17 protein-coding genes and 1 tRNA gene are annotated in these 18,647 nt (G+C 66.1%); 2 read left to right on the top strand and 16 right to left on the bottom strand.

What is annotated here, in order from left to right; translation table 11 throughout:
* Positions 1 to 128: 128 nt before the first annotated feature.
* A complete protein-coding gene (locus AC5RU7_RS19885; RefSeq protein ID WP_494053686.1) occupies positions 129 to 3,527 on the bottom strand; it encodes a pyruvate carboxylase in 3,399 nt (1,132 codons plus the stop codon).
* A 301-nt stretch (positions 3,528 to 3,828) separates the two neighbouring features.
* On the opposite strand from AC5RU7_RS19885, the gene AC5RU7_RS19880 reads away from it, so the two are divergent.
* Entirely contained in the window at positions 3,829 to 4,647 is an 819-nt protein-coding gene (locus AC5RU7_RS19880; protein WP_494053685.1) for a ParA family protein, read from the top strand.
* Positions 4,648 to 4,753: 106 nt separating this feature from the next.
* Here AC5RU7_RS19880 and AC5RU7_RS19875 read toward each other — a convergent pair whose 3' ends face one another.
* From AC5RU7_RS19875 to gcvH, 5 genes are all read right to left on the bottom strand, one after another.
* Entirely contained in the window at positions 4,754 to 5,347 is a 594-nt protein-coding gene (locus AC5RU7_RS19875) for a MerR family transcriptional regulator (protein ID WP_009358601.1), read from the bottom strand.
* A 230-nt stretch (positions 5,348 to 5,577) separates the two neighbouring features.
* The gene (locus tag AC5RU7_RS19870; RefSeq protein WP_494011976.1) at positions 5,578 to 6,081 is read right to left on the bottom strand and encodes a bifunctional nuclease family protein; all 504 of its coding nucleotides are present in this window, start codon (positions 6,079 to 6,081) and stop codon (positions 5,578 to 5,580) included.
* Positions 6,081 to 6,797: a transcriptional regulator FtsR gene (gene ftsR, locus AC5RU7_RS19865; RefSeq protein ID WP_494053684.1), complete on the bottom strand. Its 717-nt coding sequence runs from the start codon at positions 6,795 to 6,797 to the stop codon at positions 6,081 to 6,083. The genes AC5RU7_RS19870 and ftsR overlap by 1 nt, the downstream gene beginning before the upstream one ends.
* Before the next feature lie 23 nt (positions 6,798 to 6,820).
* A complete protein-coding gene (locus AC5RU7_RS19860) occupies positions 6,821 to 7,297 on the bottom strand; it encodes an FHA domain-containing protein (RefSeq protein WP_494011977.1) in 477 nt (158 codons plus the stop codon).
* Between the two features lie 157 nt (positions 7,298 to 7,454).
* A complete protein-coding gene (gcvH, locus tag AC5RU7_RS19855; RefSeq protein WP_009358597.1) occupies positions 7,455 to 7,841 on the bottom strand; it encodes a glycine cleavage system protein GcvH in 387 nt (128 codons plus the stop codon).
* A gap of 165 nt (positions 7,842 to 8,006) precedes the next feature.
* Between gcvH and AC5RU7_RS19850 the strand changes: the two genes are divergently transcribed.
* A complete protein-coding gene (locus AC5RU7_RS19850) occupies positions 8,007 to 8,876 on the top strand; it encodes an Fpg/Nei family DNA glycosylase (protein WP_494053683.1) in 870 nt (289 codons plus the stop codon).
* Between the two features lie 82 nt (positions 8,877 to 8,958).
* Here AC5RU7_RS19850 and AC5RU7_RS19845 read toward each other — a convergent pair.
* From AC5RU7_RS19845 to AC5RU7_RS19800, 10 genes are all read right to left on the bottom strand, one after another.
* Positions 8,959 to 9,035 (bottom strand) — tRNA-Pro (locus AC5RU7_RS19845).
* A gap of 132 nt (positions 9,036 to 9,167) precedes the next feature.
* Positions 9,168 to 10,718 (bottom strand): ribosome biogenesis GTPase Der, encoded by a 1,551-nt coding sequence (gene der, locus AC5RU7_RS19840; RefSeq protein ID WP_494053682.1) that lies wholly within the window; start codon positions 10,716 to 10,718, stop codon positions 9,168 to 9,170.
* Positions 10,719 to 10,735: 17 nt separating this feature from the next.
* Positions 10,736 to 11,449 carry a lysophospholipid acyltransferase family protein gene (locus AC5RU7_RS19835; protein WP_494053681.1) on the bottom strand — a complete coding sequence of 238 codons (714 nt, stop codon included), beginning with the start codon at positions 11,447 to 11,449 and terminating at the stop codon, positions 10,736 to 10,738.
* A complete protein-coding gene (gene cmk / locus AC5RU7_RS19830) occupies positions 11,442 to 12,155 on the bottom strand; it encodes a (d)CMP kinase (protein ID WP_494053680.1) in 714 nt (237 codons plus the stop codon). The genes AC5RU7_RS19835 and cmk overlap by 8 nt, the downstream gene beginning before the upstream one ends.
* Complete coding sequence (locus tag AC5RU7_RS19825) at positions 12,152 to 13,264, bottom strand: prephenate dehydrogenase (protein WP_494053679.1); 1,113 nt, start codon at positions 13,262 to 13,264, stop codon at positions 12,152 to 12,154. The genes cmk and AC5RU7_RS19825 overlap by 4 nt, the downstream gene beginning before the upstream one ends.
* Before the next feature lie 3 nt (positions 13,265 to 13,267).
* On the bottom strand, positions 13,268 to 14,455 hold the full coding sequence (locus AC5RU7_RS19820; RefSeq protein ID WP_494053678.1) for a pseudouridine synthase: 1,188 nt from the start codon (positions 14,453 to 14,455) through the stop codon (positions 13,268 to 13,270).
* Between the two features lie 106 nt (positions 14,456 to 14,561).
* Positions 14,562 to 15,194, bottom strand: a complete 633-nt coding sequence (scpB, locus tag AC5RU7_RS19815; protein ID WP_494053687.1) for an SMC-Scp complex subunit ScpB — start codon at positions 15,192 to 15,194, stop codon at positions 14,562 to 14,564.
* Positions 15,195 to 15,217: 23 nt separating this feature from the next.
* Positions 15,218 to 16,030 carry a segregation and condensation protein A gene (locus AC5RU7_RS19810; protein WP_494053677.1) on the bottom strand — a complete coding sequence of 271 codons (813 nt, stop codon included), beginning with the start codon at positions 16,028 to 16,030 and terminating at the stop codon, positions 15,218 to 15,220.
* 8 nt (positions 16,031 to 16,038) lie between these two features.
* Positions 16,039 to 16,938: a ParA family protein gene (locus tag AC5RU7_RS19805; RefSeq protein WP_133352394.1), complete on the bottom strand. Its 900-nt coding sequence runs from the start codon at positions 16,936 to 16,938 to the stop codon at positions 16,039 to 16,041.
* A gap of 228 nt (positions 16,939 to 17,166) precedes the next feature.
* Positions 17,167 to 18,516: a cation:dicarboxylate symporter family transporter gene (locus AC5RU7_RS19800; RefSeq protein ID WP_494053676.1), complete on the bottom strand. Its 1,350-nt coding sequence runs from the start codon at positions 18,514 to 18,516 to the stop codon at positions 17,167 to 17,169.
* Between the last annotated feature and the right edge of the window lie 131 nt (positions 18,517 to 18,647).

Genomic DNA, 18,647 nt, shown 5'->3' with positions numbered 1-18,647 from the left:
GACAAAGCTCGAGGGCCTGAGCCCGGTGCAATACCGTGCTCAGGCCCTCGCGGCTTAGGCTCTTACTTACCCAGTCCAACTTTCGGGGACCAGTTCACGTGAAGGACCCTTTGTTGTTATGGCTGGTGTTACTGCTCGACCACCAGGAGCAGGTCTCCGCCCTGCACCTGCTCCACCGAGGAGATGGCGAGGCGGGAAACCTTGCCGCCCACCGGCGTCGTAATGGAAGCCTCCATCTTCATCGCCTCGATGGTGGCCACGGTGTCTCCGGCGTTGACGGTCTCGCCGGCCTTGACCGTGACGGTCACGGCACCGGCGAACGGGGCCGCAACGTGGCCCGGCTGCGCCGGGTCTGCCTTCTCGGCGGACTTGACGTTGCTCACCACCGAACGGTCGCGCACCACCACGGGCCGGGACTGGCCGTTGAGGGTACACATCACGGTGCGCATGCCCTTTTCGTCGGGCTCCGAGACAGCCTCCAGGGAGGCGATCAGCCGCACGCCCTTCTCCAGCTGGATCTCGTGCTCCTGGCCGCGCTGGAGCCCGTACAGGTAATCGCGCGTATCCAGGACCGAGATGTTGCCGTAGGTCTCCACGCTCTTCAGGTAGTCCTTGGTGGGGCCGTCAAAGAGCAGCCGGTTCAGCGTGTGCTGGCGGGTCTTGGAGTCGGACTTCAGGGCAGCGCTGTCCTCGGAGCTGAGCTCCGCGTCGCGGACCTTCACGCTCCGGCCCTGCAGGGCCTTGGTGCGGAAGGGCTCCGGCCAGCCTCCGGGAGGATCACCGAGCTCGCCGGACAGGAAGCCGATGACGGAATCCGGGATGTCGTAGTTCTGCGGGTTCTCGTTGAAGTCGGCAGGGTCCGCGTTGAGGCCCACCAGGTGCAGGGCGAGGTCGCCCACAACCTTGGAGGACGGCGTTACCTTGACCAGGTGGCCCAGGATGCGGTCGGCAGCGGTGTACATGTCCTCGATGGCTTCAAACCGCTCCCCCAGGCCCAGCGCCATTGCCTGCTGCCGCAGGTTGGACAGCTGCCCGCCCGGGATCTCGTGCTTGTAAACCCGGCCGGTGGGTCCCGGAAGGCCGGACTCGAAGGGGGCGTAGACCCGGCGGACCGCTTCCCAGTAGGGCTCCAGGGAGCTGACGGCGTCCAGATCCAGGCCGGTATCGCGCGGAGTGTGCTCCAGGGCCGCGACCAAAGCCGACGCCGAGACCTGGCTGGTGGTGCCGGCCAGGGATGCGGAGGCCACGTCCACAGCGTCCACGCCTGCGTCGACAGCCGCCAGGAGGGTGGCCAGCTGGCCGCCGGCGGTGTCGTGGGTGTGCAGGTGCACCGGCAGGTCGAAGCGTTCGCGCAGGGCCGCGACAAGCTTGGCGGCGGCAGCGGGACGCAGCAGGCCTGCCATGTCCTTGATGGCCAGGATGTGCGCACCGGCGTCGACGATCTTCTGGGCCAGCCCAAGGTAGTAGTCCAGCGTGTACAGCGTTTCCTTGGGATCCAGCATGTCGCCGGTGTAGCACAGTGCCACTTCGGCGACGGCGGTGCCCGTGGCGCGGACGGCGCGGATCGCGGGTGCCATCTGGCTGACGTCGTTCAGCGCGTCGAAGATGCGGAAGATGTCGATGCCTGTTGCTGCGGCCTCATTGACGAACGCCTCGGTGACCTCTTCCGGGTACGGCGTGTAGCCCACCGTATTGCGGCCGCGGAGCAGCATCTGCAGGCAGACGTTCGGCAGCGCCTTGCGCAGCGCCGCCAGCCGGTCCCAGGGGTCTTCGCCGAGGAAGCGGAGTGCGACGTCGTAGGTGGCGCCGCCCCAGCACTCGACCGACAGCAGTTCCGGCATAAGCGCGGTCACGGCAGGACCGGCGGCAACAAGGTCGCGGGTGCGGACACGGGTTGCAAGCAGGGATTGGTGTGCGTCGCGGAACGTTGTGTCCGTCACCGCCACTGCCTGCTGCTCCCGGAGCGCCCTGGCGAACCCTTCCGGTCCCAGTTCAAGGAGCTTCTGCCGTGAGCCGGCGGTGGCCGGCCGGTCCTTGACGGACGGAAGCTTGTCTGCCGGGTTGGAGTGGACCGTCAGCTCGCCGTTCGGCTTGTTGACGGTGACCTCGGCCAGCCAGGTGAGGAGCTTGGTGCCACGGTCGGCGGACACTCTGGCCTTGAGCAGCTGGGGGCGTTCGTCGATGAAGTTGGTGGCGACGTCGCCGGCGATGAAGTCCGGATCGTCGAGCACGGCCTGCAGGAAGGAGATGTTGGTGGAGACGCCGCGGATGCGGAATTCTGCGAGGGCACGGCGGGCGCGTGCCACGGCGGCGGGGTAGTCCCGGCCGCGGCAGGTGAGCTTGACCAGCATGGAGTCGAAGTGGGGGCTGATCTCAGCACCCGAGTAGACGGTGCCGCCGTCCAGCCGGACGCCTGCGCCGCCGGCGGAACGGTAGCCGGTGATCTTTCCGACGTCGGGCCGGAAGCCGTTGGCGGGGTCCTCGGTGGTGATGCGGCTCTGCAGGGCCGCGCCCTTGAGGTGGACGGTTTCCTGGGAAAGGCCGAGGTCTGCAAGCGTCTCACCGGAGGCGATCCGCATCTGCGCCTGCACCAGGTCGACGTCGGTCACCTCTTCGGTGACGGTGTGCTCCACCTGGATGCGCGGGTTCATTTCAATGAACACGTGCTGGCCGGCGCGTTCACCGGCGGTGTCCACGAGGAACTCCACCGTGCCGGCGTTGACGTAGTTGAGCGCCTTGGCGAACTTGACGGCGTCGCGGTAGAGGGCCTGGCGGATGCCCTCGTCCAGGTTGGGCGCCGGGGCGATCTCGATGACCTTCTGGTGGCGGCGCTGAATGGAGCAGTCGCGCTCGAACAGGTGCATCACGTTACCCTCGGCGTCGGCCAGGATCTGCACCTCGATGTGGCGGGGGCGCAGGACGGCCTGCTCCAGGAACATGGTGGGGTCGCCGAAAGCGGCATCGGCTTCACGCATGGCGGACTTCAGCGCTTCGGGCAGCGCCTCACGCGTGTCCACCCGGCGCATGCCGCGGCCACCGCCGCCGGCCACTGCCTTCGCAAAGATGGGGAAGCCGATCTCGTCCGCAGCCGCAAGGAGTTCGTCCAGGTCCTTGGAGGGTTCACTGGACTTAAGGACGGGTACGCCGGCCTCGCGGGCGGCCCTGAGCGCCGCCACCTTATTGCCTGCCAGTTCCAGCACTTCCGCCGGCGGACCAACAAAGGTGATGCCGGCTTCCTTGGCCGCACGGGCCAGGTCCGGATTCTCGGACAGGAAACCGTAGCCGGGGTAGATGGCGTCCGCACCGGACTCCTTGGCCACCCGGATGACCTCTTTGACGTCCAGGTAGGCCCGGACGGGGTGTCCTTCTTCGCCGATCAGGTACGCCTCGTCCGCTTTCTGGCGGTGGATGGAGTTCCTGTCCTCTTGGGGAAAAACGGCAACGGTCTTGGCGCCCAGCTCGTAGCCGGCGCGGAAGGCCCTGATCGCGATTTCGCCGCGGTTGGCCACCAGAACTTTGGAAAACATACTTCTCCTGCATCATTGCGGGTGGATCGGTGAGTGGTCACAGTGTCTAGGACCTACAAGGACAAACACAAATCTTTGTGTCGACCATCACAGATTTCCCCGTCATGTCCCGATCGCTTCCGCCTGTCGCGGCGGAAAGCGCCCCGGCAGCATAGTGGATGCCATGCCGACCCCCGATAAGGCGGGATTCGCCAACGCATCCACATATGATGAGTAGGGCGGCAGGACCGTCCGGCTTCGGCGCTGCCGGAGCAAACATTACTCCCAACACGGCATCCGGCGTTAGGTTTTGGTCTCTCAAGTGCAAGTAGTCAGCATCAGCAGCCTTAAGGGTGGAGTCGGCAAGACTTCCGTCACCACAGGATTGGCGTCTGCGGCGCTGGCCGCGGGCGTCAGCACGCTGGTGGTGGACCTCGATCCGCACGCCGACGCAACTACCGCATTGGGCGTTCAGCCCGGGGACCAACTGGATATCGGCAGGATGCTCAAGAGCCCGCGCCGCGCCAAACTGGCGGAGAACGTCGTTGGCAGCAGCTGGACAGCCCGGGCCGCCTCCAACGGTTCCGGCCGCGCGGTCCTGGACGTCGCCGTCGGCTCGGCCTATACGGGTATCTACGACCGGCCGGACCTGGGCCGCCGCGACCTCCGCCGGCTCTCAACGGTGCTGGCCGGCGCGGACAACTACCAGCTGGTCCTGGTCGACTGCCCGCCGTCACTCAACGGGCTTACCCGGATGGCCTGGTCCGCCAGCGACAAGGTTGCCCTCGTAGCCGAGCCGGGACTCTTCTCGGTAGCGGGTACGGAACGTACCATGCGCGCCATCCAGCTGTTCCGGCAGGAATTCGCCCCCAACCTCTCCCCGGCCGGCATTGTGGCCAACCGGGTCCGCACCGGTTCCTCCGAGCACAGCTACCGGCTGGCCGAAATGGAGTCCATGTTCGGCGAGCTCCTCCTGAGCCCGCGCATCCCGGAGCAGGCCAACTGGCAGCAGATCCAGGGCGCCGCCCACCCGGTGCACCACTGGCCGGGAGAGTCGGCGAAGTCTGCGGCCGCCCTCTTCGATGACCTGCTGGCCAACCTGATGGAAGTGGGCAGCGGGCTGCGCAGCCGCGCCAGGTAGGCCTGGCGCTTCCCAGCCGACGCCGGGCGGGACCGGTACCGGACCACCAGACAGCAAGAGGGCCGCTCCCATGGGAGCGGCCCTCTGCCGTTTAAGTAATGGCGGCTCAGCTGATCTTGCGTGCTGCGCGGCGCTTGCTCAGCTCGTCGTCGGGAAAGGATTGTTCGGCGGCGTGTTCGCTGGGCAGCGAAGCAAGGCTGCCTTCCACCTCGCGCCAGACCCGGCCCACGGCAATGCCGAACACGCCCTGTCCGCCCTGGACGAGGTCGATGACTTCGTCAGCGGAGGTGCACTCGTACACGCTGGCGCCATCGCTCATCAGGGTGATCTGCGCCAGGTCCTCGACGCCGCGTTCACGCAGGTGTTCCACCGCGGTGCGGATCTGCTGCAGGGAAACGCCCGTGTCCAGGAGCCGCTTGACCACCTTGAGGACCAGGATGTCGCGGAAGCCGTACAGCCGCTGGGATCCGGAGCCGGCAGCGCCGCGGACGGCGGGTTCCACCAGCCCGGTGCGTGCCCAGTAGTCCAGTTGCCGGTAGGTAATGCCGGCCGCCTTGCATGCGGTGGGTCCGCGGTATCCGGCATCCTCGTCCAGCACGGGAAGGTCCTCGGTGAACAGGAGGCCCTGGGCACCGCTTGCCGGCACAGCAACACCAGCCGTGGGTTGTTTCAGCCCGCCTGCTTCGCCTTTGGGACTCACCTGGATCCTCCTTGTCCTGCGCTCCCGGGGAACACCTGCAGCAGCTGGCATGAAAAGCATGCATGTAATTTTCGCGGGGCGCACTTTCCAGTGTGACTTGCGCGGCTGCCATAGGCAATGGGAACTTGATACTTCGACGTTAGGCCCGGCAGGGCCCGAGGTCAAAGACCTTGGAGGCTTTGGGCAGGCGTGTCGAAACTTTCAGCCTTAACTTTAACCTTAACGTGACCTTAGCCGTCGAAGTCTTCAGGCTCCACGTCGTCAAGGAATTCGCGGAACCGCCGGAGCTCGCGCTCCTCATCCACGGTGGGGCCCGGATCGGTGTCCTCGCCCTCGTCGTGCTCGGTGATGCGGACTCCGGCCTCGTCCATTACTGAATCGGCGCACCAGATGCGGCACTTGGCCCGGAGGGCGACGGCGAGGGCGTCGGAGGCCCGGGAGCTCACCGTGGTGCCGTTTTCAAACTGCAGCTGTCCGTAGAAGATGTTGTCCTCAACCGCCACGATGTTGACGCTGACCACGCTGTGGCCGAGCGACTCCACTACATCCACCAGGAGGTCGTGCGTCATGGGGCGCGGGGGGACCACACCCTGCTGGGCAAGGGCGATGGCGCTGGCCTCGGGGGTGCCGATCCAGATGGGAACATGCCGTTCCCCGTGCATCTCCCGCAGCAGGACCAGGGGCTGGTTGGAAGGCAGTTCGATCCGAACGCCTACAATCTCGACTTCAATCATCAGATGTCCATGCGTGAGATGTGGTCCTGCACCAGGGCGCGGTGCAGGGTGAGGCAAAGGTCGCTGATCTCACGGGCGGCCTCTGCAGCCCGTGCCTGGGACGCGGAGTCCTTCCGTGACGCAAGTGGTGCCACCGCCCGTTCCACCAGGCCGAACTCGCGTTCCGCCGCCGCCTGGAAGGGCCGCAGGTGCCGGGGCTCCAGCCCATGGCTTTCCAGCTGTACGCAGGCGCGCGCAACCTGGAGGGCGTGTTCGTCGAACATGCCGTTGCTGTGGCTGATGAGCCCGAAATCCAGGAGTGCCTGGAGCAGGGGGACGCTGGCGCCGGATTCCGTGCGGAGCTGTTCCTCCGTGAGCTTGCGCCCGCGGTTCTGAAGCTCTGCGGCCAGCTCGTCGGAGACAATGCGCGGCGAAACCACGACGCCGGGCGGAAGGTTCTCCGGCCGCTCTCCCCTGTCGATGGCGTCAAGGTAGTCCTTGATGACTTTCAGGGGGAGGTATTGGTCCCGCTGCAGCGCCAGGACGAAGCGCAGCCGTTCCACGTCGCCGTCGGAATACTGGCGGTAGCCCGCAGGAGTCCGCCGCGGGTTGATAAGTCCCTTTTCCTCGAGGAACCGGATCTTGGACGCTGTCATGCTCGGGAAGTCGGCGCTCAGCTGCGCGAGGACTTCCCCTATGTTCAGGACCTGCGGTCCCCGGCGTTCCGGTTGTGCCATTGCCACAGGCAGCGGTCCCCGGATCAGCCGCGGCCTGCAGCGGTGGCAGGGCTCAGGTAGAAGGTGAGGCGGAACTTGCCGATCTGGACTTCGCTGCCGGACTTGAGCTCCACAGCGTCCACGCGGTCATGGTTGACGTAGGTGCCGTTGAGGCTGTTCATGTCCACCACCTCGAAGCTCCGGGCAGTACGGCGGAACTCCACATGCCGGCGGGAAACGGTGACGTCATCAAGGAAGATGTCAGCGTCGGGGTGCCGGCCGGCGGTGGTGACGTCCGAATCCAGCAGGAACCGGGCGCCGGCGTTGGGGCCGCTGTGCGCCACCAGCAGTGCGGAACCGGCAGGAAGTGCCTCGACGGAGCTGCGCTCTTCGGAGGACAGCTTGGGGGCGATGGTGGGCTCGTCCCTGACGGGGGTCAGGTTGATGGAGGTGGTCTCCGACGCCTTAGCCGCACCCGTTCCGTATCCCCCATCGGCAGGGTTCGATGTGTGGCCAGCCATGGATTCCTCCTCTTCCCGCTGCAGCCCTCCGGCATGCAACCAACGTTTGCCCTCCGGACCTGCCCGGCAGGTCCGGCACCGGCTCCCCCATCCGGCCCTTGACGTGCGAAGACGTCCTGCCTGCGACGCGGGGCCGGACCGGATGTACCGGTTAGCTTTAGCCTACCTGTTGTTCGTACTCCGATGCACTGAGCAATGAATCAACGGCATCGGCCTCGGCCAGTTTGACCTCGATCAGCCAGCCGTCACCATAGGGATCCGTGTTGATCAGCGCGGAATCGGTGTCCAGGGACTCGTTGCGGGCCACCACTTCACCGCTGACCGGGGCGTAGATGTCGCTGACGCTCTTGGTGGACTCCACCTCGCCCACCACTTCGTTTGCCGTAATTTTGGTGCCGATCTCGGGCATCTGGGCGTAGACAACATCTCCAAGCGCGTCCTGCGCGAAGTCGGTAATGCCCACGCGGACCACGCCGTCGGCATTGGGAGCGGAGACCCACTCGTGTTCGGCGGTGTAGGACAGGTCTTCGGGAATGTTGCTCATGGGGGGCCTTTCATCGGGTCAATCTCGAAGGTCACGGGGCCCGGGAAACAGACCGCCGCTGAAAGTATAGGCACATCCGGCGGGGCGTCCACCGGGCTTTCTGACAAGATGGGAGCCATGAGCGTGCGCAACGATGCAGGACGTCCGGGACCCGGCAGGTAGGCCATGCCGGAACTTCCCGAAGTGGCCGGCCTGGCCCGGTTCCTCGACGAGCAGCTGCGGGGCTGCGTCCTCGACAAGCTGCAGATTGTCTCCTTTGCCGTGCTGAAGACGGCGGACCCGCCCTACTCGTCCCTGGCGGGCCGGACAGTGTCCGGGGTCCGCCGGTTCGGGAAGTTCATCAGCATCGACACCGATGGCATCTCCCTGGTGTTCCACCTGGCCCGGGCCGGCTGGCTGCGCTACACGGACTCCCCCGCCAACGGCCAGCTGAAGATGGGCAAGGGCCTCATCGCGGTCCGTTGTACCTTCACCGGCCCGGACGGGCCGAGGGGGTTTGACCTCACGGAGGCGGGGACAAAGAAGAGCCTGGCCGTCTACGTGGTGCGGGACCCGCAGGACGTGCCTGGAATCGCCACGCTGGGTCCGGATCCTTTCACGGCGGCGTTCGACGCCGGCATGCTGGCTGAGATCCTGGCCGGCAGTTCCCAGCAGATCAAGGGGCTGCTGCGGAGCCAGAGCGTCATAGCGGGCATCGGCAACGCCTACAGTGACGAGATCCTGCATGCGGCCCGGATCTCTCCGTTTGCCACGGCCAAGTCCCTGGACCGGGAGACAGCGCAGGTTCTCTATGACGCCATCCACGACGTCCTGGGTGCAGCCTTGGCGGAGGCCGGCGGCAAACCGCCCAAGGAGCTCAAGGACGTGAAGCGGAGCCACATGCGTGTCCACGCCAGGACCGGCTTGCCGTGCCCGGTGTGCGGAGACACGGTGCGCGAAGTTTCCTTCGCTGATACCGCCCTGCAGTACTGCCCGACCTGCCAGACGAAGGGAAAGATCCTCGCGGACCGCCGGACTTCGAAGTTCCTGAAGTAGGCGGGCTTTCCAGGAGGAGACAGTCCCCCTGCACACAAAAAAGCGGAAGCGCCGGAGTTGATCTCCGGCGCTTCCGCTTTTTTGGTCGGGCTGACAGGATTTGAACCTGCGACCCCTTGACCCCCAGTCAAGTGCGCTACCAAGCTGCGCTACAGCCCGCTGGTTCCGCCGTTCTCCGCTGATTTCCATCAGCAGTCCGGCCGAACCACCTAGAAGAGCTTACACGATCCGGAAGGGTGCCAGTGACACTTTCGAGGTTTCAATCCCAACGTGTCGAAGGCAACATCCGGATCAGCGCTTCCGGCCCCGCTTTTCCCGCACGCGCATGCTGACCTCGATGGGGGTGCCCTCGAAGCCGAAGGTTTCACGGAGCCTGCGGGTGATGAAACGGCGGTATCCGGGATCGAGGAATCCGGTGGTGAACAGCACGAACTTGGGCGGCCGGCTGGACGCCTGCGTTCCGAAGAGGATGCGGGGCTGCTTGCCGCCGCGGACCGGGTGCGGGTGTGCCGCCACCAGCTCGCCCAGGAAGGCGTTCAGCCGCCCCGTGGGGATGCGCCGGTCCCAGTTTTCCAGGGCCAGGTCCAGGGCGGGCACCAGGCGGTCCTTGTGCCAGCCGGTTTTGGCAGAGATGTTGACCCGGGGCGCCCAGTCCACATGCGCCAGGTCCTGCTCGATCTCGCGCTCCAGGTAGCGGCGGCGCTCGTCGTCCAGCAGGTCCCACTTGTTGAAGGCCAGAACCAGAGCGCGGCCGGACTCGATGGCCAGCTGCAGGATGCGGACATCCTGCTCACTAAGGACTTCGTCCACGGCGAGGAGCACGACGGCGACCTCCGCCTTTTCGAGCGCGGCCTGGGTCCGGAGCGAGGCGTAGTAGTCCGCGCCTTGCGCCATGTGCTGGCGGCGGCGGATACCGGCCGTGTCCACGAAGCGCCAGGTGCGCCCACCGAGTTCGATGAACTCATCCACGGGGTCGCGGGTGGTTCCGGCAGTGTTGTCCACCACCACGCGCTCGGATCCGGCCAGCTTGTTCAGCAGGGACGACTTGCCCACGTTGGGGCGCCCGATCAAGGCGATCCGGCGCGGCCCGCCGGAACGCTCCAGGCCTTCGATGGTTGAAAATTCCGGCAGCACGTCCATCACGTGGTCGAGCAGGTCCGCCACTCCGCGGCCGTGGAGCGCGGAGACGGGGTACGGTTCGCCGAAGCCAAGGCCCCACAGAACGGCGGAATCGGCCTCCTGCGCGAAGTCGTCCACTTTGTTGGCCACCAGGATGACCGGTTTCTTGCTGCGGCGCAGCATCTTCATCACGGCCTCATCGGTGGCGGTGGCACCTACGGCCGAGTCGACGACGAACAGGACGGCGTCGGCGAGTTCCACAGCCATCTCGGCCTGCTCCGCGACCCGGGCGTGGATGCCACGGGCGTCGTGCTCCCAGCCGCCGGTGTCCACGAGGGTGAAGTTGCGGCCGTTCCAGTTCGCGGAGTACATGACGCGGTCGCGGGTCACGCCGGGGGTGTCCTCCACCACGGCTTCGCGACGGCCCAGGATGCGGTTCACCAGGGTGGACTTGCCCACGTTCGGGCGCCCGATGATGGCCAGGACCGGGTCAAGCTTGACCGGGCCTTCGAAATCCTCGTCGCCGTACTCCCCGCTGAGCAGGGCGGCGTCTTCCTCATCGAGGTCGTAGTCTTCAAGGCCGGCCCGGAGGGAGGCGGCGCGAAGCTCGGCCTCGTCGTCGTCAATTGCTGCCAGCCGTTCGGCCACCTGGTCGGCGCCCGTGGGCGTGTATTCGTCTTCGCCTGGGCCCGAGAGGCCGGGGGTCTGCGTGGTGTCGCTCATTGCACTGTCCTTAGTGGTCATCTGCCGGCGTCCCGGCTACTGCTGTTAAGTCTTTGGAGGTCTCGGCCGAAAGGCAGGGGCTGGCCGCTGAGCTGGACGCTGTCCCGGACGTGCCCTGCCAGTGCCGCGCGGATCTCCTGCGCCGCCCTGTCCATTGAAGCACGGCCGCTTTCGCCGGCCCGGCGGCCCAGGGTGAGGGCTGTGCCGAAGCTGACGTGGAAGCGCCGGCCGGGCGGCGGCACGAAGTCAAGATGCTCATTCCCGGTCCGGGTGCCAAGGATCGCCACCGGCACCACCGGGGCTCCGGTGTTCAGGGCGAGCCATGCAACCCCGCCGTTGATTCCGGAGGCTTCCCCGCTCCCCCGGGTTCCTTCGGGGAGGATCCCCACGCAGCGGCCGGCGTCGAGCAGTTCCCTGCTGCGCTGCAGCGCGGCCCTGTCACCGCGCCGGTCAACGGGCAACTGGCCGGAGGCGGTCAGCACCCGGCCCAGGAAGCCCTTGAACATTTCCCGCTTGACCAGGATGTGCATGGGCCGCGGCGAGGCGCCAAACATCACGGGACCGTCCAGGAAGCTGATGTGGTTTCCGGCAAAGATCACCGGACCCCCGGTGGGGACGTTCGCCTTGCCGATGACGGTGGTCCGGTAGACGAGGTGGTCCAGGACCCAGCCCACCGGCCGGCTCCAGGACATGGTCCAGCCTGACGGGACGCCCGGCCTGGCATCAGTCACGGTTGAGGACCTTGGTGACAATGACCAGGGCAGCGTCAACAGTCTGCTCGAAGTCCAGGTCAGAGGAATCCAGCGTAACCACGCCGTCGGCCGCCTGCGTGAAATTCACCACGGTGGAGTCCTTGGCGTCCCGGTGGGTCACCTGCGCGGCCAGCTGCTCCGCGTTCTGCGTTCCGCCCAGCTGGATCCCGCGGCGGCGCAGCCGGGCTTCCTCGCTGGCCGTCAGCAGCATCCGGACTTCCGCTCCGGGCGCGACGACGGTGGTGATGTCCCTGCCTTCCACCACCATGCGGCGGTGGTGCTTTTCGATCAGCTCCCGCTGCCGGCGGATGAGTTCGGTCCTGGCACCCAGGGTGGTGGCAACGGCGCTGACGGCCGACGAGATGGCCGGCTCCCGGATCGCGTCCGTGACGTCCACCCCGCCCACCCGCACGAATTCCTGCTGCGGGCTGGTGCTCAGCTCCAGCACGAGGTCGCGTGATGCCTGTTCCACGGAGGCGGCATCGTCCAGGTCGATTCCGTTGGTAACGCAGTACCAGGTCAGCGCTCGGTACATGGCCCCGGTATCAAGGTAGGCAAGGCGTAGCCTGCGGGCCACTTCCTTGCTGACGCTGGACTTGCCGGATCCTGAGGGGCCATCAATGGCAACGACCAGCGGCCTGCCGATACGCAGCCCGGGCATGGTGTCGAGAAGTTCCTGTGTCATGACTGAAGTACCCGCCATCCGCGGTCGTTTAATGCTTCGATCAGGTGGTCGTGCTTGTTCGGCAACACTGACAATTCCACCATGCCCACGTTCTGTCCGGATGAGTGGTCCAGCCGCAGGTCTTCAACGTTAACGCCGATTTCACCGATCTCGGTGAGCAGCCGGGCGATCTGGCCGGGCTTGTCGTCCACCAGGACCGTCAGCCAGGAATAAGCCTGCGGCGGGCCGCCGTGCTTGCCGGGGATCCGCGCCTGGCCTGCGTTGCCCTCGCTCATCAGCTGCGCGAGGTCAAGGCGCGCACCGGGGGCCGTGGGCTGTTCCAGCGTGTTGATCAGGCGGTTCAGGTCCTCCCTGACGCCGTAGAGGATCTCCACCACCTTGGCCGCATTGCCGCCCAGGATCTGCACCCACAGCGTGGGATCGCTGGCGGCGATCCGGGTGACGTCCCGCAGGCCGTTGCCGGCCAGGGACAGGGCGTGCAGCGGGGTTCCCTGCAGCCTGCTGGCCAGCAGTGAGGACATGACCTGCGGCAGGTGGGACACCAGTGCCACGGCCTCGTCGTGTTCGTCAGCCGTGAACTGTGAAACAACCGCGCCAAGGTCGGCGGCCAGTGACCGGGCGGTCTGCAGGGCGGCTCCGGAGGTTTCCTCGGAAGGGCACACCACCCAGGGCATGGAGGTGAACAGCTCGCCGCGCGCGGCAACCGGTCCTGACTTCTCCCGCCCTGCCATGGGGTGGGTGCCCACGTAGCGGGATAGGTCCACACCACTGCTCCGCAGCCGGGCGAGGATGTCCGCTTTCACGCTGGCGATGTCCACCACCACCGAATCCGGGTAGTCCGCAAGGGCCTGGCGCACCACCTCCGCCGTGACGTCAGGCGGCGCAGCAACCACCACGAGCTGGGGCCGGCTGCTGCCCAGTTCGGACAGCGGACGGCCTGCACCGATATCAACTGCCACGGCCTGGTTGGTTGGCGAGGGGTCGGACAGGAAGACCGGCACTCCGCGGCCCCGCAGCCCCAGGCCGATGCTGGCTCCGAGCAGGCCGGTGCCGAGCACCACCACCGGACCGTCCAGGTGCCCGCGGCCCTGGCTCTTGAAAGCGGACACGGCTCAGAGTCCTACGGATGCCAGCAGGTGGCCTATCTCCTGCTTGCCGAGGTTCCGGATGCTGCCCTGGCGCTGGTCCCCCAGTCCGATGGGACCAACCTTGACCCGGACCAGCCGCTGGACCGGGAAGCCGACGGCGTCGAACATCCGGCGGACAATGCGGTTCTTGCCCGAGTGCAGCACGACTTCGATCAGCACGTGGCCGGGCGTGGAGTCAACCAGCCGGAAGGAGTCCACGGAGGCAAGGCCGTCCTCCAGTTCAACACCGGCCTTCAGCTGCGCGCCGATCCCGTGGGGGAAGGGGCCGCGGACCTGGACCAGGTAGGTCTTGGGGACTTCGTAGGAGGGGTGGGTCAGCCGGTTGGCAAGTTCGCCGTCGTTGGTCAGCAGCAGCAGACCCTCGGTACCAACGTCCAGGCGGCCCACGTGGAAGAGCCGCTCGCCCTTGTTCTTGGTGTTCTTAAGGAAATCGCTGATGCACGGCCGGCCCTCGGGATCCTCCATGGTGGAGACAACGCCCTTGGGCTTGTTGAACACCATGTAGACCAGGTTTTCGTCCAACTGGATCCGCAGGCCGTCAACGTGGATGACGGCAGTCTTGGGATCCACGCGTACACCGAGTTCGGTGACCACCTGGCCGTCCACCTCCACGCGCCCTTCGGCGATCATTTCCTCACAGACGCGGCGCGACGCCACGCCGGCGGACGCCATGACCTTTTGCAGGCGGATGCCATCGGCGTCGTGGAGTTCCGACTGCGGCACGTCGCGGCCGGGCCCCTTCCTGCGCGAGGGCTTGCGGAGCGGGCCGAGGTTCTGGCCGAAGCGTTCGCTGCCGAAGGCGCGCGAAGCGGCGGCACCCGGTGCCGCGGTGCGGGGCTTGGCCTTGGGCGCACCCGGGGTTCCGGGAGCCTTCTTCGCACCAGGCTTGCGCACTGACGGCTTCCGCGACGACGGCTTGGCGGGCTTGTCAGTAGCGCCGCGCCCCTGGCGGGCGCCGGCTTCATCGGGATCGACGAAACGTTCCTCGCGCGGTTTGGGTGCCCGGTGCGGGCGTTCGCCGCCGAATCCTGTGGCGCGCTTTGGTGCCCCTCCCCGTAAGCCGCCACCGGCGCTGCCTCCGGGGGTATTGCGTTGTGGGAGATTGCGTCCCGAACCGCTGCGTGGTGAACCCTGGCGTCCCGCCTGTGTCATGACCCGTCCTTCAATGTTCCTGGCTGTCAAGGGTGTCTAACAACAACCCTAGCCAGCCCTGCAGATTTACTCTGCCCTGATAAATAATTCCTGTGCAGGCCGCGGCCTACATTCTTTCAGCGTCGTAGAACTCCGCGATGCCTTCCAGCCCCGGCAGATGCGGGGACAGCTGCGGCAGGTCCGCCACTGAGCTGATTCCCAGACGCTCCAAAAAGTAGGAGGTGGTCCGGTAAAGGATTGCTCCGGACTCGGGATCCGTTCCCGCGTCCTCGATCAGCCCGCGCTGGGCCAGTGTCCGTACAACAGAGTCAACGTTGACGCCGCGAATCGCAGACACCCGTGCCCGGGAAACCGGCTGGCGGTAAGCAATGACCGCGAGTGTTTCCAATGCCGCCTGGGTGAGTCTGGCAGTCTGCCCTTCGAGCACATATTTGCCGACGATGTCAGCAAATTCTGCCCGCGAGTAGATGCGCCAGCCACCGGCGATGTTCCGCAATTCAAAACCCCGGGGGCTGGAACCAAAACCAGGCGTGCTGGCCGTTTCCGTATCCGGGGCCTTACCAGTATAGCCGTTATACTCGAGCGCCAGTTCTGCCAGCAGGGTTTTGACCTCGTCGACCGTCAGGTCGAGCCCGGCGGCCAGTTCCTCCTCGGTGGCCGGCTGGTCGAGGACCATCAGTACTGCCTCCAGCGCAGCCTTGGCCCCGCCGGGCAGGTCATGGACCGATTGTCCGGGCATTGAGCCGTCCGGCAGCTGCTCGTTCACGCTTGCACCTCGTATTCCTCGCTCAGGTTTTCGGCTGACCAGTCCCCCAGCCCGGCGGCCCAGTGGACGGCCAGGTCGGCCAGGGGTGAAAGCTGGTCGAAGGAGACCGCCTTGTCCCGGTAGAGCTCCAGGAGCGCCAGGAAGCGGGCCACCACCACCAGGGTGGAGTCGGCGTCGGAAATCAGCGCCCGGAAGGTCTGCGGCGAGTCCTGCTGCAGACGCAGTCCCAGGATCTCCGCCTGCTCTTTGACGCTGACCTGGCTGCCGTGCAGGTGGGCGGTCCCCACTTCGGTGGGTTGTGGGGCTTTGGGCCGGAGGGCCGCCGCAGCCAGGGCGGCGAACTGTTCCGGGGTGTGTTTCCACACCAGTTCGGGCAGCCTCCGCGCGAAGTGTTCCTCCAGCGCCACCTGCCTGGGGAAGCGCTGCCCCTCCTGGTGGAGGGTCTCGCCCAGCAGGCCTGCCACGTGCTTGAAGGCCTTGTACTGGAGGAGCCTGGCAAAGAGCAGGTCGCGGGCTTCGAGCAGCGCAATGTCCTCGTCATCCTCCACCTCCCCGGCGGGCAGCAGCCGGGCGGCCTTGAGGTCCAGCAGCGTTGCCGCGATCACCAGGAATTCGCTGGCCTCGTCGAGGGCCCATTCCTCGCCGAGTTCCTGCAGCTTACGGATGTACCTGATGAATTCGTCGGTCACCGTGGCGAGCGCCACCTCGGTGATATCCAGCTGATGCTTGGCGATGAGGCCCAGCAAGAGGTCGAAAGGACCCGTGAAGTTGGCCAGCCGCACCTCGAAGCCGGGCTTGGAGTCGGCCACGGCTATGGCTACGGCGCTCCGCCGCGCGAGATCAGTTCCTTGGCAAGCCGGCGGTACGCGTCCGCGCCCACATGGGTGGCGGCGTAGCTGGTGATGGGTTCCGCGGCGACGGTGGCGTCGGCAAACTTGATGGACCGCTTGATCACGGTCTCAAAGACCTTGTCCCCGAAGGCCTCCACCAGCCGGGTGATGACCTCGCGGCTGTGCAGGGTGCGGGCATCATACATGGTGGCGAGGACCCCGTCCACCTGCAGGCGGGGGTTGAGCCGGTCCTGGACTTTGTCGATGGTTTCCACCAGCAGGGCCACGGCGCGCAGGGCGAAGAACTCGCAGATCAGCGGAATAATTACCCCGTGTGCCGCGGTGAGGGCGTTGACGGTCAGGAGGCCAAGGGACGGCTGGCAGTCGATGAGGACGACGTCGTAATCGTCCTCGACCTTCTTCAGCGCCCGGTCCAGCACCTGCTCGCGGGCAACCTCGTTGACCAGCTGGACTTCCGCGGCGGAGAGGTCGATGTTGGCAGGCAGCAGGTCCACGTTGTCCACGCCCGTCTGGTGGATCGCCTGGCGGATGTCCACCTTGCGGTCCATCAGGACGTTGTAGACAGTGAGGTCAAGCTCGTGCGGATTGACGCCCAGGCCGGCGGACAGCGCACCCTGGGGGTCGAAGTCGACCAGGAGGACGCGGCGCCCGTATTCTGCCAGTGCCGCAGCCAGGTTGATGGTTGAGGTGGTCTTTCCGACGCCGCCCTTTTGGTTCACCATGGCGATGACGCGGGCCGGACCGTGGGAGGAAAGCGGCGCGGGTTCCGGGAACTCGCGGTATGGGCGCCCCGTGGGGCCCATCACCGCGTTGTCCAGGTCGAATGCGGTGCCTTCCAGAGTTGCTGAACCCTGTTCGCTGCTCACGTATCTGTCCACACTTTCGATGACGGGGATGTCCTGCCGCTGGATGGCCAGCGCCGTTCCTTCTTCTCCCCAAGGCTACAGGGGCCGACACGGTATTCCACGGAACTTGACTTTCCGCGAATGGTGAGCCTGACCCTCTAGTAGAGGTCGAAGGTTCCCCGTCCGGGTTACAGAAAACGCCCCCGCAGTGTTGGCTGCGGAGGCGTTTGCCGGTTGGCGGGCCGGGGGTCAGGCGTTGACCGGAACCGGGCGGGCCTCGGCCTGCTCCGGAGCCGGATCACCGTGGTGGTGGGCCAGCATCGTTGCTTCGTCGAAGGGCTCCTGGCCGGAGAGGACGCTGTCAACCTGGCTGCCGTCGATCTCCTTGACCCAGGTGCCGATCAGGATGGTGGCCACGGCATTGCCGGTGAAGTTGGTCAGTGCCCGGGCCTCGGACATGAAGCGGTCGATGCCCACGATCATGCCGACGCCGCCGAGCAGTTCGGGCTTGTGGGCCTGCAGGCCTGCCGCCAGCGTTGCCAGTCCGGCGCCGGTGACGCCGGCGGCGCCCTTGGAGGCGATGATCATGAAGACCAGCAGGGAGATCTGCGCACCCAGGTCCAGGGGCGTTCCCATGGCGTTGGCGACGAAGAGCGATGCCATGGTCAGGTAGATGGCCGTGCCGTCCAGGTTGAAGGAGTAGCCGGTGGGAACAGTCACGCCGACGACCGGTTTGGAGACGCCCAGGTGTTCCATCTTGGCGATGAGGCGGGGCAGTGCCGCTTCGGAGGACGAGGTGGAGAAGATGAGCAGGTATTCGCGGCCCAGGTACTTCATCAGCTTGAAGATGTTGACGCCGGTGACCACCTTGAGCAGGCCGCCGAGGATGATCACGATGAACAGTGCGCAGGTGATGTAGAAGGCTGCCATCAGGGTGAACATGCTGACAATGGCCTGGAAGCCGGTAGCTCCCACGACGGCCGCGATGGCACCGAAGGCGCCCACGGGGGCAAGCCACATGATCATGATCAGGATGCGGAAGACCAGGACCTGGCCGTGGCCGATGGCTTTGAGGATGGGAGCGCCCTGCGGGCCCATCTTCTGGAGGGCGAACCCTACGAGGATGGCAGCAAAGAGGGTGGGCAGGACCGGAATGTCGCCCGGGATGATGCCGAGCAGGAAGGCGACGGTGCTGTCGACCTCTGCCTTCTTGGAAGGATCGTACGGCGCCAGCTTCAGTCCTTCGCCCGGGTGGATCAGGTTGCCCACCACCAAACCGATGCCCAATGCGAACGTCGACATCGCGACGAAGTAGCCCAGCGCCAGGCCGCCTACCTTGCCCACGGTTGCCGCCTTGGCGATGGAGCCGATGCCCAGGACGATGGTGCAGAAGATCACCGGAGCGATCATCATCTTGATGAGCTTGATGAAGCCGTCGCCCAGGGGCTTGAGCGACTTGCCCACCTCGGGGAACATCAGGCCGACGACGGCGCCAAGGATCACGGCGGCGATGACGGCGATGTAGAGGTAGTGCGACTTGTCGATGCCCTTGCGCCGCGACTTCACGGTGTCGAGCGACTCTCCTCGTTGAGAAGCCATGATGTGTCTCCTTATGGATAATCTGATAGACGCTGCGGCACAGTCTCTGGGCTCTACGCGTCCTTGCGGTGTGACATCCATCATTGGCCACGCCGTGACCCAGCTCACCGTTGCGTTCATATTGGTCGCGG

This window comes from Arthrobacter sp. K410C (genome assembly GCF_059090105.1).
This window is presented reverse-complemented; position numbering and strand designations above follow the sequence as displayed.